This is a genomic window from Pseudomonas sp. Fl4BN1 (assembly GCF_009908285.1).
Taxonomy (GTDB): domain Bacteria; phylum Pseudomonadota; class Gammaproteobacteria; order Pseudomonadales; family Pseudomonadaceae; genus Aquipseudomonas.
Window position 1 is genome coordinate 48,803 of sequence record NZ_JAAARM010000036.1, and the last position, 13,615, is coordinate 62,417.

General features: G+C 63.2%; 18 protein-coding genes and 1 pseudogene. 6 read left to right on the forward strand and 13 right to left on the reverse strand.

The annotated features are described in order from the left end of the window. The first annotated feature begins 89 nt into the window (after nt 1-89). The gene (locus GV818_RS28035) at nt 90-989 is read left to right on the forward strand and encodes a LysR substrate-binding domain-containing protein (RefSeq protein ID WP_161778080.1); all 900 of its coding nucleotides are present in this window, start codon (nt 90-92) and stop codon (nt 987-989) included. Nucleotides 990-1,027: 38 nt separating this feature from the next. On the opposite strand, the pseudogene GV818_RS35180 reads toward GV818_RS28035, so the two are convergent. The 4 genes and pseudogenes from GV818_RS35180 to GV818_RS28050 all read right to left on the reverse strand — a co-directional run. Continuing rightward, nucleotides 1,028-1,233 (reverse strand): annotated as a pseudogene (locus tag GV818_RS35180) (sensor histidine kinase); the annotation flags it as partial. 123 nt (nt 1,234-1,356) lie between these two features. After that, entirely contained in the window at nt 1,357-1,752 is a 396-nt protein-coding gene (locus GV818_RS28040; RefSeq protein WP_161778081.1) for a cupin domain-containing protein, read from the reverse strand. An 80-nt stretch (nt 1,753-1,832) separates the two neighbouring features. Beyond that, nucleotides 1,833-2,642 (reverse strand): AraC family transcriptional regulator, encoded by an 810-nt coding sequence (locus tag GV818_RS28045; protein WP_161756852.1) that lies wholly within the window; start codon nt 2,640-2,642, stop codon nt 1,833-1,835. A gap of 73 nt (nt 2,643-2,715) precedes the next feature. Then, entirely contained in the window at nt 2,716-3,060 is a 345-nt protein-coding gene (locus GV818_RS28050; RefSeq protein ID WP_161756851.1) for a DUF190 domain-containing protein, read from the reverse strand. 126 nt (nt 3,061-3,186) lie between these two features. On the opposite strand from GV818_RS28050, the gene GV818_RS28055 reads away from it, so the two are divergent. The 4 genes from GV818_RS28055 (at nt 3,187) to GV818_RS28070 (ending at nt 5,904) form a co-directional block, all read left to right on the forward strand. Continuing rightward, on the forward strand, nt 3,187-3,828 hold the full coding sequence (locus GV818_RS28055; RefSeq protein ID WP_161778082.1) for a LysE family translocator: 642 nt from the start codon (nt 3,187-3,189) through the stop codon (nt 3,826-3,828). Between the two features lie 74 nt (nt 3,829-3,902). Beyond that, nucleotides 3,903-4,382 (forward strand): GNAT family N-acetyltransferase, encoded by a 480-nt coding sequence (locus tag GV818_RS28060; RefSeq protein ID WP_161778083.1) that lies wholly within the window; start codon nt 3,903-3,905, stop codon nt 4,380-4,382. A gap of 43 nt (nt 4,383-4,425) precedes the next feature. Further along, nucleotides 4,426-5,520: a D-alanine--D-alanine ligase gene (ddlA, locus tag GV818_RS28065; RefSeq protein ID WP_161756848.1), complete on the forward strand. Its 1,095-nt coding sequence runs from the start codon at nt 4,426-4,428 to the stop codon at nt 5,518-5,520. A 30-nt stretch (nt 5,521-5,550) separates the two neighbouring features. Next, a complete protein-coding gene (locus GV818_RS28070) occupies nt 5,551-5,904 on the forward strand; it encodes a gamma-glutamylcyclotransferase family protein (protein WP_161756847.1) in 354 nt (117 codons plus the stop codon). A gap of 10 nt (nt 5,905-5,914) precedes the next feature. On the opposite strand, the gene GV818_RS28075 is transcribed toward GV818_RS28070, so the two are convergent. The 3 genes from GV818_RS28075 to GV818_RS28085 all read right to left on the reverse strand — a co-directional run bounded on the left by GV818_RS28075 (nt 5,915) and on the right by GV818_RS28085 (nt 8,617). Beyond that, nucleotides 5,915-6,496, reverse strand: a complete 582-nt coding sequence (locus tag GV818_RS28075) for a hypothetical protein (protein ID WP_161778084.1) — start codon at nt 6,494-6,496, stop codon at nt 5,915-5,917. A gap of 90 nt (nt 6,497-6,586) precedes the next feature. Then, nucleotides 6,587-7,312 (reverse strand): polyphenol oxidase family protein, encoded by a 726-nt coding sequence (locus tag GV818_RS28080; RefSeq protein ID WP_161756845.1) that lies wholly within the window; start codon nt 7,310-7,312, stop codon nt 6,587-6,589. Nucleotides 7,313-7,615: 303 nt separating this feature from the next. Further along, nucleotides 7,616-8,617, reverse strand: coding sequence for a zinc-dependent alcohol dehydrogenase family protein (locus tag GV818_RS28085; protein ID WP_161778085.1), 1,002 nt, complete (start codon nt 8,615-8,617; stop codon nt 7,616-7,618). Nucleotides 8,618-8,736: 119 nt separating this feature from the next. Here GV818_RS28085 and GV818_RS28090 point away from each other — a divergent pair, with 119 nt between their 5' ends. Further along, nucleotides 8,737-9,120 (forward strand): winged helix-turn-helix transcriptional regulator, encoded by a 384-nt coding sequence (locus GV818_RS28090; protein ID WP_161756843.1) that lies wholly within the window; start codon nt 8,737-8,739, stop codon nt 9,118-9,120. A 31-nt stretch (nt 9,121-9,151) separates the two neighbouring features. Here GV818_RS28090 and GV818_RS28095 read toward each other — a convergent pair whose 3' ends face one another. The 6 genes from GV818_RS28095 to ggt form a co-directional block, all read right to left on the reverse strand. Then, entirely contained in the window at nt 9,152-9,523 is a 372-nt protein-coding gene (locus GV818_RS28095) for a helix-turn-helix domain-containing protein (protein ID WP_161756842.1), read from the reverse strand. Between the two features lie 5 nt (nt 9,524-9,528). Continuing rightward, nucleotides 9,529-9,831, reverse strand: a complete 303-nt coding sequence (locus GV818_RS28100; RefSeq protein WP_161778086.1) for a type II toxin-antitoxin system HigB family toxin — start codon at nt 9,829-9,831, stop codon at nt 9,529-9,531. A gap of 115 nt (nt 9,832-9,946) precedes the next feature. Then, nucleotides 9,947-10,213, reverse strand: a complete 267-nt coding sequence (locus tag GV818_RS28105; protein WP_161778087.1) for a DUF3077 domain-containing protein — start codon at nt 10,211-10,213, stop codon at nt 9,947-9,949. Nucleotides 10,214-10,678: 465 nt separating this feature from the next. Continuing rightward, a complete protein-coding gene (locus GV818_RS28110; protein WP_161756839.1) occupies nt 10,679-10,996 on the reverse strand; it encodes a helix-turn-helix domain-containing protein in 318 nt (105 codons plus the stop codon). 224 nt (nt 10,997-11,220) lie between these two features. Continuing rightward, nucleotides 11,221-11,715 carry a GNAT family N-acetyltransferase gene (locus GV818_RS28115; protein ID WP_161778088.1) on the reverse strand — a complete coding sequence of 165 codons (495 nt, stop codon included), beginning with the start codon at nt 11,713-11,715 and terminating at the stop codon, nt 11,221-11,223. A gap of 154 nt (nt 11,716-11,869) precedes the next feature. Continuing rightward, on the reverse strand, nt 11,870-13,615 hold a 1,746-nt coding region (gene ggt, locus GV818_RS28120), incomplete at its 5' end, for a gamma-glutamyltransferase (RefSeq protein ID WP_161778089.1).

Sequence of the window (13,615 nt, forward strand, 5' to 3'; positions counted from 1 at the left end):
GCGATTCATCAAGGTGCGCAGGCTAGCCATTGCTGAGCGGGTGGACAAAGGATATATAGGCAACTACCTATTCTCCTGGGGAATATCTTGTGAGTCGCTTCGCTCGCCATCTACCGCCGCTGGAAACCCTGGTGACCTTTGAGGCAGTTGGCCGCAACGCCAGCTTCACCCGCGCCGCCACCGAGCTGTGCTTGACCCAGAGCGCGGTGAGCAAACAGATCCGTGCCCTGGAACTGTCGCTGAAAACCGAACTGTTCGAGCGTCAGGCCCGAGGAGTGAAACTCACGGCCAGCGGCGCCTCGCTGTTTGCCGAGGTCAGCACTCAGTTGGAGGCCTTGCTGCGCAGCGTCAGCCGTCTGCGGGCCGGGCGCGACGCCAACACCATTACTGTGCAGTGCACCCACGCGGTGGCGCAGTTCTGGCTGTTCCCGCGGTTGCTGGCGTTCAACAAGCAGCACCCAGACATCACCGTGAGCATTCACGCCAACAACGACATGGACGAGTCCAGCGTGGCCGAGCATGACTTCGCCATTCTCTATGGCGCCGGGCACTGGTCGTCCCTGGCGGCGACGCCATTGTTCGCCGAGATCGTCTACCCCATCGTCAGTCGGCACCTGGCACTGCCCGCTGTCAGCGAGCTGGCACAGTTGACCGAGCTGCCACTGATCCAGCTGGATGCCTCGGCATGGAACTGCATTGACTGGCGGGACTGGTTCCGCCATTTCGGCCTGGACTACAGCGCAGCGCCGGGTGCCATGGGCTTCAACCAACTGACCCTGATGTTCAGCGCGGTGCAGCAGGGCATGGGGGTCGGCCTGGGCTGGGATTTCATGGCCAATCAGTTGGTTGCCCAGGGCGAGTTGCAGCGAGTGGGCGCGTGGGCGTTCCGCACCGGCCAGGCAGATTTCCTGGTGCACGTGCGGCACAAGCGACTGTCCGCCAGTGGCCAGCTGTTTCATGACTGGCTGGTGGCGCAATGTGCTGAGTGAGTGGCCCGGGACGTTGTGGCGAGTCCCGGGGTTTTGGCTCAGCAGCGGGCGCGGGGCACGCTGAAGCGGAACGCGCTGCCTGTGCCTGCTTCACTCAATGCCTGGATCTTGTCGCCGTGGCTTCGACGATGCCTCGGCTGATGTACAGGCCCAGGCCAGTGCCGTTGGGGTTGCTTTCCTTGAGGGGCCAGTCGCGATCGAAAACAGGCGGCAGTTGGTCTTCGGCAATACCTTCTGCGCAATCGCACAGAAAGATCAGAAGCTCACTTGGTCGGGCTTTTTGCACCGCCATATGGCTATCAGAGGGGCTGACATCGCCAGCGAGGCAGAAACTCCTTTTTCCGCCTGACAGGTTCAGGCCTGGGGATCAGATCCAGACATCGTTCTGCGCCGTGCGCTCGCCACCCAGGTCGCCGGTATTGAGCACGCCCTTGGGTTCGATCAGCAGCAGCTTGACCTCCTGCTCGGACCAGGGCTTGTGCTCGATCCCCTTGGGCACCACGAACATCTCACCGCTGCCGATGGACACCTGGCCGTCACGAAAATCGATGTGCAACTGGCCGTCGAGGACGATGAAGGTTTCGTCGGTGTCGGCGTGGCAGTGCCAGACGAACTCCCCTTGCAGCTTGGAGATCTTGAACTGGTAGTTGTTCATCTCGGCAATCACCTTGGGCGTCCAGTGTTCGCTGAACAGGCCGAGTTTCTGGGCGAAGTTGATGCTCTTGTAGGTGCGTTGCGCAGTAGGGGCAGCGGGGCTGTGCATGGGTGGCTCCACATCAGTGATGAATGAGCCGTGAGGGTAAACAGCCAGCGGTGGTGGATTCTTGAACGATTGTGCGTGACTCAGCGGCCGAGCATCTTCAACCAGCGTGCCGGCGGCAGACCGAAGGCCTGGCGAAATTGCCGGGTCATGTGGCTCTGGTCGGCAAAGCCTGCCATCAGCGCCGCGCTGGCCAGGGGTTGGCCCTGTACCAGCAGGGCACGCACCAGGTCCAGGCGACGCATGCTCAGGTAGCGATAGGGGCTGGTGCCGAACAGCAGGCGAAAATCCCGGGACAGGCTCCAGCGATCGCGTTCGCTGTGGGCGGCCAGTTCGTCCAGGGTGATGGTGCGATCCAGGGCACTGTGGATGTATTCCCTGGCGCGCTCGGCCGCCACATAGTCGAAGCGCTGCCGGGGCACGGTGACGCCACCGACGCGCCTCAGGGCGTGGCTCAGATCGAACAGGGCGTCCTCCTGTTCCAGCGGGTCCAGGGGGTTGTCGAGGCTGCGCAACAAGGCCTCGGTGGCGGCGAACAGTCGCGGATCATCGGACAGGCCGCCGGCAATGAATGGCAACGGCTGGCCGCCGAGGATCTGCTGGATCAGTGCCGGCTCGACGTACAGCATGCGGTAGTGAAAACCGTCGCCGGTGCCGGCTTCGCCATCGTGGGCCTCATCGGGGTGCAGGACCATGGTTGCGCCCGGCAGGCTGTGGCGCCAGCCGCCGCGGTACTGGAAACTCTGCACCCCGCGCAGGGTGCGGCCGATGGCGTAGGTATCGTGGCGGTGCATGTCATAGCCATGGCCGGCGAAATACGCCTCGATGCGCTCCAGGCCCCGGGCGGGCGGCGCGCGGTGAACCCAGTCGGTGACAGCTGCGGGTTTGGCCATGGAACGGTCCTGATGGATGAAACCAAGGGCCGTACGTTAACTCAGGGGCGCGCTGGCTGTCTTGCTCCAGGGCTCACGCAGCATCGGGCCCGGTGCCCGGGGCCTGTTTGCCCAGGTGGCCGAGTTCGATGGGCGCCTTGATGTAGAACAGCGAAAAGTCTTCGCCCTGCAAGCGCTCGAACAGCTGCTGCGATTCCGCTTCGCTGATGGCCAGGCGAATCTCCAGGGGCTGGTCGGCCAGCTCGAAGAAATGCGCCGAGTGCAGGTGCCCGGAGTGACCGAAGCCTTCGATGGCGGTGGACAGCGTAGCGCCGCGCAGGCCCATCTGCCGGGCCAGGTCGACCACCCAGTCGCCGAGCATCTTGCCGTGGTAGCGACGGTTCTGCTGAGTGAAGAAAATCACCAGATAGCCTTTCATGATTGCTCTCCTGCAACGTTGCTGCCGGTTCCTTGAGCATAGTTGCGGGCCCCATCGGCGGTTGCCTGAGCGGGCGCGAGTGGAGTAGCGTCAGCCCCCAGCCCCTCTTCACGGTCACCTGCACTCATGCACGCCTCACACCTGGTTTATCTCGCTCCGCTGTTGTCGCTGGCCCTGCTCTGGAGCGTGGCGGTGATCACCCCCGGACCGAACTTTTTCACCACCGCACAACTGGCGGCGGGCTGTTCGCGGCGCCATGGCCTGTTCGCGGCCCTGGGGGTGGCCAGCGGCACCGTGCTCTGGGGGCTGGCGGGAGGCTTGGGCATCAAGTCGCTGTTCAGCGCGGCGCCGGCGCTGTTTGTGTTGTTCAAGGTCGCCGGTGGCTGTTACCTGATCTACCTGGGGCTCAAGCAGTTCCAGCGCAAGCCGGCCCTGGACACCCCAACCGCCGATGGCGTGGCCCATGCTTCGCGCAGCCTGTTCTCGGCCTACCGGCTGGGCTTTCTCGGCAACATGACCAACCCCAAGTCGGCGCTGTTCGTGGCCACGATCTTTGCCACTTCGATGCCGGCCTCCCCACCGCCGCTGTTGCTGGGGCTGGCGGTGCTGACCATGGCCGGCCTGTCGCTGTCCTGGTACTGCTGCGTGGCGCTGTTTTTCGCCAGCAGCCGGGTGGCCGGGTTCTATGCCCGGGCCCGTCGATGGCTGGACCGCCTGGCCGGTGGCTGTTATGTGCTGTTTGGCGGGCATCTGCTGGCCAACCGTTGAATGGCCAGCGCCTTGCGCTGGCCAGGATCTAAACCCCAACAAGGACGACCCGTCCCCGTATCAGGAGACTGAACATGGCTGTTACTTTTCGCCCGGTGGCAGACGCCGACATTCCGCGGATCTGCAATTTCGTGGGCACTCCCCAGGAGTTGTATTTCTTCTTTCCCGCCGCCACCTGGCCGCTGACCCCCGAGCAGTTGCGCGACTCCATCGCCCAGCGCAGCGACTCGACGGTGATCGAGCGTGACGGGCAGGTAGTGGGTTTTGCCAACTTCTACCACTGGGCCAACGGCGGCACTTGCACCATCGGCAATGTCATCGTCGACCCAGAGGTGCGCGGTGCAGGCCTGGCGGCGCAACTGATCGGGCAGATGATCCACATCGCCTGCAGCAAGCACCAGGCCAGCGAGGTGACCCTGTCCTGCTTCAACAGCAACGTGGCGGGGTTGCTGCTCTATCCGAAGCTGGGCTTTGTGCCGTTCGCTATCGAAGAGCGCAAGAACAAGGAACAGGAGCGGGTGGCGCTGATCCATCTGCGCTACAGCCCTCGCTGAAACCTAGCGTCATCAGCGATCATTTTTCAAACGGGAACCAGTCATGAGCAAGTTGCGGGTCGGGATTATTTTTGGTGGCCGTTCGGCCGAGCACGAAGTGTCGCTGCAGTCGGCGCGCAATATCGTCGATGCCCTGGATCGCTCGCGCTTCGAGCCGGTGCTGATCGGCATCGACAAGCAGGGGCACTGGCACCTCAACGACACTTCGAACTTTTTGCTCAATCAGGACAATCCGGCGTTGATCGCCCTCAACCAGTCCAACCGCGAACTGGCGGTGGTGCCGGGCAAGGCCAGTCAGCAACTGGTGGAGACCTCCAGCCAGGAGATGCTCGGGCACGTCGATGTGATCTTTCCGATCGTCCACGGCACCCTCGGCGAAGATGGCTGCCTGCAGGGCCTGCTGCGCATGGCCGACCTGCCATTCGTGGGCTCTGATGTGCTGGGTTCGGCGGTGTGCATGGACAAGGACATCAGCAAGCGCCTGCTGCGTGATGCCGGGCTGGCGGTGACCCCGTTCATCACCCTGACCCGGGCCACGGCGGCGCGTACGAATTTTGCCCAAGCGGTGGAAAAGCTCGGCCTGCCGCTGTTCATCAAGCCGGCCAATCAGGGATCGTCGGTGGGTGTGAGCAAGGCCGACAACGAAGTCGATTACCTGGCAGCGGTGAAGCTGGCTCTGGACTACGACCACAAGGTGCTGGTGGAGTCGGCCATCAACGGCCGGGAGATCGAGTGTGCGGTGTTGGGTAACGATCAGCCGACAGCCAGCGGCTGCGGCGAAATCGTGCTTGGCAACGGCTTCTATTCCTACGACAGCAAGTACATCGATGAACAGGCGGCGCAGGTGGTGGTGCCGGCGCACATCAGTGTTGAGCACAGCGAGCGGATCCGCGCCCTGGCCATCGAAGCTTTCCAGGTACTGGGTTGTTCCGGTCTGGCCCGGGTCGATGTGTTCCTCACCGACAGTGGCGAAGTCCTGATCAACGAAATCAACTCGTTGCCAGGGTTCACTCGGATCAGCATGTACCCCAAACTCTGGCAGGCCGCTGGCATGACCTATAGCGAGCTGGTCAGCCGTCTGATCGAACTGGCGTTGGAGCGTCATGCCGAGCGGCAGGCTTTGAAAATCAACCGCTGAAGCGGATCACCATGGTTCAGGATGTGACGAATGAGTGTGGCAACCGAAGCAACGATTTATCTTTTTTCCTACGGCACCCTGCAGGACAAGGCAGTCCAGATTGCCAACTTCGGCCGTGAGTTGAGCGGCAGCGCCGACGCCATGCTCGGCTATGACCAGCACTGGGTCGAGATCACCGACCCCGAGGTGCTGGCCACCAGTGGCAAGACCCATCACCCGATCCTGCGCCCGGGTTCGGCGGACAGTGCGCCAATTGCCGGCATGGTCTTTCAGATCACCCCGCAGGAGCTGGCGGCGGCCGACAGCTATGAGGTCTCGGACTACAAGCGGGTCAGCGTGAGCCTGGCGTCCGGGATCGAAGCCTGGGTCTACGTCAGCGCCTGAGTCTTGCGGCTCACTCCGGCGGCAGCATCACCCCGATGCACGCCAGTGCCAGCAGCAGCGCCCCGAGCACGATGAACACATAGTTGATCGGCGTGAAGCGGGCGTTGCTGCGGCCTTCGAGATCGCCGGCGGCGGCATTCAGGCCGCGCTGGCCCAGCCAGGTGATCCACGCCAGCACCGGCAGCAGCGCCAGGCTGGCGATGTCGGTCACCGGGTAGCCGATGTTCTTGCGCGACAGGGCATCAATCACGTTATTGACGATCAACCCCACCACAAACAGGGTCGCCAGCTCACCGGGCCGCCAGTCATGGCTGCGACCGTCGCGCTTGAGTATCGCGTCGGCTTCTCGGTACAGCGCATGGGTGAAGAAGATGGCGAAGAACGCCCGGGCTACCGGCCACAGTTCCTGGCCGCTGGCGTGCCTGAACTGATGCCAGTTCCTGTAGGCCCAATACAGCTGGTAGATACCGAAGGTGAGGATGTACAGGGTCAGGAACTTGGCCTTGGACACCACATAGAACGGTTGTGGTGCTGCGTGCGCCGAAGGGGCGACTAGATCCGCCTGGGGTGGGGCATAGAGATTGTCAGACACGGGCACTCCATGGGTTGGGTCTGAGGGGGAAGGCGGCAAGGTTAGCGCAGCTTGGGCGGCAAGCCTAGCGCAGTCGGGCGGCTCTTTTGATCATGAAACGGCTGTCCGGCCGATCCACGAATACTGGAAGGCTTTCGCTTCACCCCGGTGCCCGCGCCGGCGATAGCTGGCCAGGGTTGGGGTCGAGCAGTAGGTGCACAGCTCGCTGATTTCGATCTGTTCATCGTTGATGCCGGCGGCATTCAGCAGGTACACGGCGTAGCGGCTCAGGTCGAACCACAGGGAGTCAGCCTGGGTCGGTTGTGGTGGAGGAATCTGTGGGGGCAGGAGCGGGGCCGGCTGCTGGCGACTCCAGGGCGCCTGCGCAGCAGGCCACAGCGGATCCTGAGTGGCGGACAGGGTATCGATGAAATCGGCGCTGACTTCATAGCAGCAGGGTTTGATCGACGGGCCGATGGCCACCCGCAACTGGCGTGGGGTGATGCCCTTGCTGGCGAAGTGTTGTAGCACATTGTCGATAATCCCGCCGTGCAGGCCTTTCCAGCCGCCATGTACCGCGGCCACCCAGGAGCTGTCGTCGCTGCTGATCAGCAGCGGCAGGCAGTCGGCGGTGACGACCGCAATCGGCCGGGTTGAACGGGTAAACACCGCATCGCCGCGAATGATTCCGCTGGGCAAGGTGGTGCTGGCTTCCACGACTTCGCCGCTGTGGATCTGAGAGCAGAAGAACAGGTTGGCCGGTACGGGGGCGCCCACGGTCGAGAACTCATGACGGATACCCGCAATCTGCTTCAACATTTCTGCCTGGAAACTCATCGGGCCTTCGCTCGGTAACCTGGGAATGGCAGCAGAGCATAGCGGTATCCGAGGTACTTTTGCTGACAGGCAGCGCTGGATGAGCAGGCGCAGACCAGCGGTAGCGTGCTGGTGTGCCTGCCCGTCGGGCGTTTCAAGCATTCAGCGGGAGATACCGCTGCACTACACTTTCCAGGTGCGCAGGGCCGAGGAAGCGTTCGCCGGAGCAGCGGCTGCCGAAGATGATCGGCAGCGTAGCGGGCGTCGTTCTTGAGGTTCGAGGCTGATCCTCCGAGTGGCCTCGGCCTGCGGCAGCCGCTGGTGTCAGGCGATATCGATAACCACTTTGCCCAGCGCCTTGCCTTGCTGCACTGCGTCATGGGCGGCGTGGGCCTCAGCCAGGGCGTAGCGTTGCTCGTCCAGCAGGGGGACGAATTGGCCTTGCTCCACCATCTGCGCCGCCGCCTTGAGAATCTCGCCATGATGAGCCCGGCCGTTTCCGCTGAGCATCGGCAGCAGTACGAAGACTCCGGACAAGGTCATGCAACGCAAGGAGCCGGCCGCCAGGCTGTGCTGACCAAAGGCTGCGCAACTGGCGATGTGGCCGTAAGGGGCAATGGCCTCGAAGGAAGCATCCAGGCTGGCGCCGCCAACCGTATCGTAGATCACGTCAAAACCTGCGCCAGCGGTATGGGCTGCGACATAATCAGCGACGCTGCCGGTGCGATAGTCGATGGCCGTTGCACCATAGCCTTCGACGATGCTGCGCTTGCCTGCCGACACCGTAGCAAATACCTCGGCCCCCAGTGAGCGGGCAATCTGCACCGCCGCATGGCCGACACCGCCGGCACCGCCATGCACCAGCACCTTGTGCCCGGCGCCGACCTTGGCCCGATCCACCAAGCCTTCCCAGGCCGTGAGAAATACCAGTGGCATCGCCGCCGCCTGCCGCAGGCTGATATTGCGCGGCTTGTGGGCCAGCAGTTGGGCATCCACTGCTGCGTACTGTGCCAGTGAGCCCTGCAGGCCGCGCACGCCGCCGGTGAGGCCGTAGACTTCATCGCCGATGCTGAAGCAGGTGACGCCAGCGCCGAGTGCTTCGACCACGCCCGCCAGGTCGGTGCCGATGATGGCTGGGAGCTCGGGCATGGCGTAAGGCGCGTTGCCGGTGCGGATCTTGTAGTCGATCGGATTGACCCCGCTGGCCACAACGCGCACCAGTACCTCACCCGGGCCGGCCTTGGGCACGGGCAGTTGCTGTTCAATCAGCTGACCGCTGGCGTAATCGTGCAGCACTAGGGCGCGCATGGTGGTAGGCAAAGACATATTCAAACCTCGAATCAATGTTGGGCGGCAATCGCCCTTGGCTTGGTTAGAATTATTGGCAGCCAGTGCCCGGCTGTAAATCAGGCACTTTTTAGTGCCCTAGACACGTGGAAGTAACCATGAGCGATCTCCCCCCCATTCCCGTTACCGGCCCGCTGATCGTCGAGGAGACCTGTCCGCCCCGACGCATTCACGCGTTGCTGTCGACCAAATGGACCTCCATGGTCCTGTACTGCCTGAGCTTTGGCGCCCTGCGCACCGGGCAGTTGCAGCGCAGCATGCCGGGTATCTCGCAGAAGATGCTGACCCAGACTCTGCGCGAGCTGGAGAGGGATGGACTGGTGGCGCGCACGGTGTTCCAGGTGATGCCGCCGATGGTGGAGTATTCGCTCACGCCCCTGGGTTGGCGCTTTGTCGAGCCTTTGAGAGCGCTGTATGGCTGGGCTGACGATAACTGTGATGCGCTGGATGAGCTGATGGACAATCGCCAGCGAGCGGGGTAGTTACAGGCGTTGTGACTGCCCCGAGTGTGCTTCAGGAAGGCTTTGTCGGCTTGATCAGGCTCTCGGCGGGAATGCCGAACAGCTGGTGCAGTTTCCAGATCATCGGCAGGGTCAGCGCGCGTTTGCCGTTGAGCACTTCGTAGACGCGGTTGGTGCGGCCGATGGCGGGCGCCAGGTCGGCGGCAGACAACCCGGACTGTTCCATGCGGAACTTGATCGCCTCGATCGGGTTGGGCAGGTCCAGGGGAAACTGCTTGGCTTCGTACGCCTCGATCAGGGTGATCATGACATCGAAGTAGTCGCCTTCAGGCGTCCCGGGCTGCGGTTCGTTGTCGAACAGCGGCGAGACGCTTTTCAGCGCTGCGCGGTAGTCCTGGTCGGTGTGGATAGGGCGGATGTTCATGTGGGTTACTCCATTTCTACGCTGTCGGCATCAATGGCATCGTACTGTTGGTGGGTGCCTACGAACTTGATGTAGAGCGCGCCGAAGCGATAGGCCACGGCAACGATCAGTCGATACTCATTTCCCTTGATGTTGAAGACCACCCTGCGACTTTTGAGAACGCTGGCGTTGCGATACTGATCCTTGATCTGCGCAGGGTTGGACCACTCTGCCTTCCTTGCTTCATCGATCCAGGCCAGCAGAGGCTGTTCTGCATCCGGGTGCTTTGCCCAGAAGGCCTTCAACTGGCTGACGGCAATAATTCTCATGGCGCGATCCTAGTCCCGTGCTGGGACTTAAACAAGTCGCTGAGTGAGTCAGGCGACGTACGGGCAGATCGGTGGATCTGCCCGCGCAGGCGACGTTGGCTCAGTGACGATCAGGTCATGCAGAGAGCGTGGCGTGCACGTCGTCCATCAGTGCCTTGCCCATCTCTGCCAGGTAGTGTGCCGCCCAAGCATAGCGGTCGAACCGCGGCTCCATGGCCGCCTCCAGGGTGAATTGCTTTGCCAGATGCAACAGGGCCGAGGCGTGTTCCAGGGCATCGCTGATCGGCACATCGGCATTCACGCGAAACAGCGGACGCAGGTGTTCGCCGCACTGGGAGAAGCGGATTTCGCCGAGGGTGGTCAGGGGCGATTGAGTGGTCATCGGGCACCTCCGGTTTTGTGTGACGGGAGGTGTGGGGGAAACAGATTGCAGAAGCAGTTCATGGTCACGACTCCTTGATTCGAAGGACCGTCACCGTCTGCCGCCAAGCAGATCAGGGTGGCGGATTGCGCAGGATTGGCGGACCGGGAATCAAGGAACCGGCGAACCCGAAGGTTCTCCCACGCAACCCGCCATAACGCAGGTATGCGGGCGCAAAAAAAGCGCCTGCATGATTGGTGGGGGCGCTGTTGCGCCTCGATTCTATCAGGCCGCCAAGCCTGTTCGCTGATTTTGCAGCGACGGTCGAACCATAGGTTGGAGGAGGGGGAGTCGCAACGGTATTACTGCGACATTTTGTGAACCGCCCCTGTAGCCGCTGCCGCAGGCTGCGAACGGCCGGAACGGTCGCAGCGATCTCCCTGGCGCCGAAGGCCCTTCGCTCCTTGTCGCAGCCTGCGGCAGCGGCTACAGAGGTTGTGCCAGCACCTCACGAAATACATCGGGCCTGAGCATCGCGATATGCAGCAATGAACGGGCAGCTCTGGAAGGCGAGCGCCGACCTTGCTCCCACTCCTGAAGGGTTCTCACCGAGACGCCAAGCAGTTGGGCAAATTTGGGTTGCGACAACCCGGTTTTACCGCGCGCTTCGGCAGCCTTGGTGATCGGAATGCTGTGGGTATGGCCCTGCCGACGGGCTTTGACATCGATGATCGCTTCCAGAAGCTCTTGGCCGATATTGCGCTTGGCATCGCGCTCCAATAGCTCTTTTTCAGTAAGGGGCATGACTCATCTCCTTCGCAATTCTGCGCAGAACAGGCGCTGGAATGTTTTCGGTGGCGCGTTGGAGATTAAGAACGTGGAGTTGCAACTCCAATGAGCGGAGTCCTGATCTCCAGTCAGCCCATTCGTTTTCTTGTGTGTGATCCATGCCCCCGATGTCACCTTTTGCATGACCTGAAACCCGGGCGATTCTGCTCAGGGCAGCTCCATGATCCGGAGTCGTTCACTCAACCTTCCAACACTTTCGCCATCTCACTGGTCGCCGCCCAACCCAGCCCCTGGTACAGCGGCTTGCCGGCCTCGGTCGCGTGCAGCACGGCAAAGCCCAGCCCGCGCTGGCTGAACTCGGCCTCCGCCAGTTTCATCAGCGCCGCAGCCAGGCCGCGGCGCCGGTAGGCCGGTTCGACGTAGACGTTGAGCACATAGCCGCGCTGATCCTGGGTCGGATGGGAAGGGTGGGGCGGCCAGTCGATGCTCATCAGGCCGATGCTGGCCACGCTCTGCTCGGCGTCCATGAGGGTGAAGCCGTAGTAGCGGCCGTCCTCCAGGCGTTCGCGCAACCAGGGGCGAAAGTGCTCGGTCATCACCTGCAAGGTGCAGAGGTCCTTACCCGCATCGAGAAACATCGCCTGGCGATGGCGGCAGATCAGCTCTAGGTCCTGGGGCGTCAGGTGTCGTGGGCTCAGGCCCGGGATATCAAGGTCGGTTGGAATCTCGTTCATTGTCTGTTCCTCCGTGGGCAGGGACGATGCTAGGGCAGATCCCCAGGCCGGGTCAGACACAGACCGGCGCAAAATTTTGCATACAGCGCCGTTGTTCCCCGCCCACAAAAAAGGGCCAGCCTCACGGCCAGCCCTCGGGTTCAGCACAGAGCCTTCAATCCCCCAGCGCTTCCCCTTCACGCCGAGGATCGGCGCCGCCGGCCCAGGACGCCTTGCCCTGTGCATCGCGCACGCGAACGATGGCCTGGGTGCCGCTGGTCATGTCGATCTCGTTCACTTCATGGCCCTGGGCCTGCAACGCCTGTCTCAACGCCGGGCTGAACTGGCCCTGTTCCAGTTCGGTGGGGCCATTGCGGCTGCCAAAGTTGGGCAGGCCGACGGCGGCTTGTGGGTCGAGGTTCCAGTCGAGCATGCCCACCACCGACTTGGCCACGTACTCGATGATCTGCGAGCCGCCGGGGGAACCGACGCTGGCCAGCAGTTCGCCGCTGGCACGGTCGAAGACCAGGGTCGGTGCCATGGATGAGCGCGGGCGCTTGCCCGGTTCGACGCGGTTGGCCACCTTCTTGCCGTTTTCCTCAGGGATAAAGGAGAAGTCGGTCATCTGGTTGTTGAGCATGAAACCCTGGACCATCAGGTGCGAACCAAAGGCCGCCTCCACCGTGGTGGTCATGGAGACGGCGCCGCCCTGGTCATCCACCGCCACCACTTGCGAGGTAGAAATGCGCATCGGCGAACGGTCCGGTGCGTAGGCCACCTGGATGCCCTGGGGTTTGCCCGGTTCGGCCTTGCCCATGCTGCGCTCGCCAATCAGCGCGGCGCGCTGAGCCAGGTAGGCCGGGGCGATCAGGCCGGCCACCGGCACCGGCACAAAATCGCTGTCGGCCACGTACAGGCCGCGGTCGGCATAGGCCAGGCGCTCGGCTTCGGCAATCAGGTGCACCGCTTGTGGTGCTGGTTCAAGGCCTGCGGGCAGGTTGGTTTTCTGTGGTTTGAGGTTGGCCAGGGCATAGCGCGGGTCGCGCTGCTCCAGGGCCTGCAGGGTGCCCAGAATCTGCGCCACCGCCACGCCGCCGGAAGAGGGCGGCGGCATGCCGCACACCTGCCAGCGCTTGTAGTCGCTGCACAGCGGCGCGCGTTCCTTGGCGCGGTAGCCTTGCAGGTCATTGAGCGACAGGCTGCCGGGGTTGGCGTGGCCCTGGACCTTGGCGACGATTTCCGCGGCCACCGGGCCTTTGTACAGGGCGTCCGGGCCTTCCTCGGCGATGCGCTTGAGCACCGCGGCCAATGGTGGATTTTTCAGCAAGGTGCCCACGGTTTTTGGCGTGCCGTCGGCATTCAGGAAGTATGCCGCCATGTCTGGCGAGCGCGCCAGGAACGGATCGGCGCTGATCATGGTATGCAGCCGTGGCGAGATGGCGAAGCCTTGCTCGGCCAGGCGGATCGCCGGTTCGAACAACTGCGCCCAAGGCAGTCGCCCATGTTTCTGATGAGCCATTTCCAGGGCCCGCAGCACGCCTGGAGTGCCCACCGAGCGTCCGCCGATCTGCGCCTGGGGAAAGGCCATGGGCGTGCCGTCGGCTTGCAGGAAGAGCTTCTCGGTGGCGCCTGCCGGAGCGGTTTCCCGACCGTCATAGGTGCGCACGGCCTTGCCGTCCCAGAGCACGATCATCGCGCCGCCGCCAATCCCCGAGGACTGCGGCTCCACCAGGGTCAGCACGGCCTGCATGGCAATCGCCGCGTCGATGGCCGAGCCCCCCTGGCGCAGCATTTCGCGCCCGGCCTCGGCCGCCAGCGGGTTGGCCGCTGCGGCCATGTGCTTGGCGGCATGGTGGGTCTGCATGTCGGTGCGGTAGCCCGAAGCGATTTCCGGCGCGGCGGGCAGGGCGTTGGAGGGGGG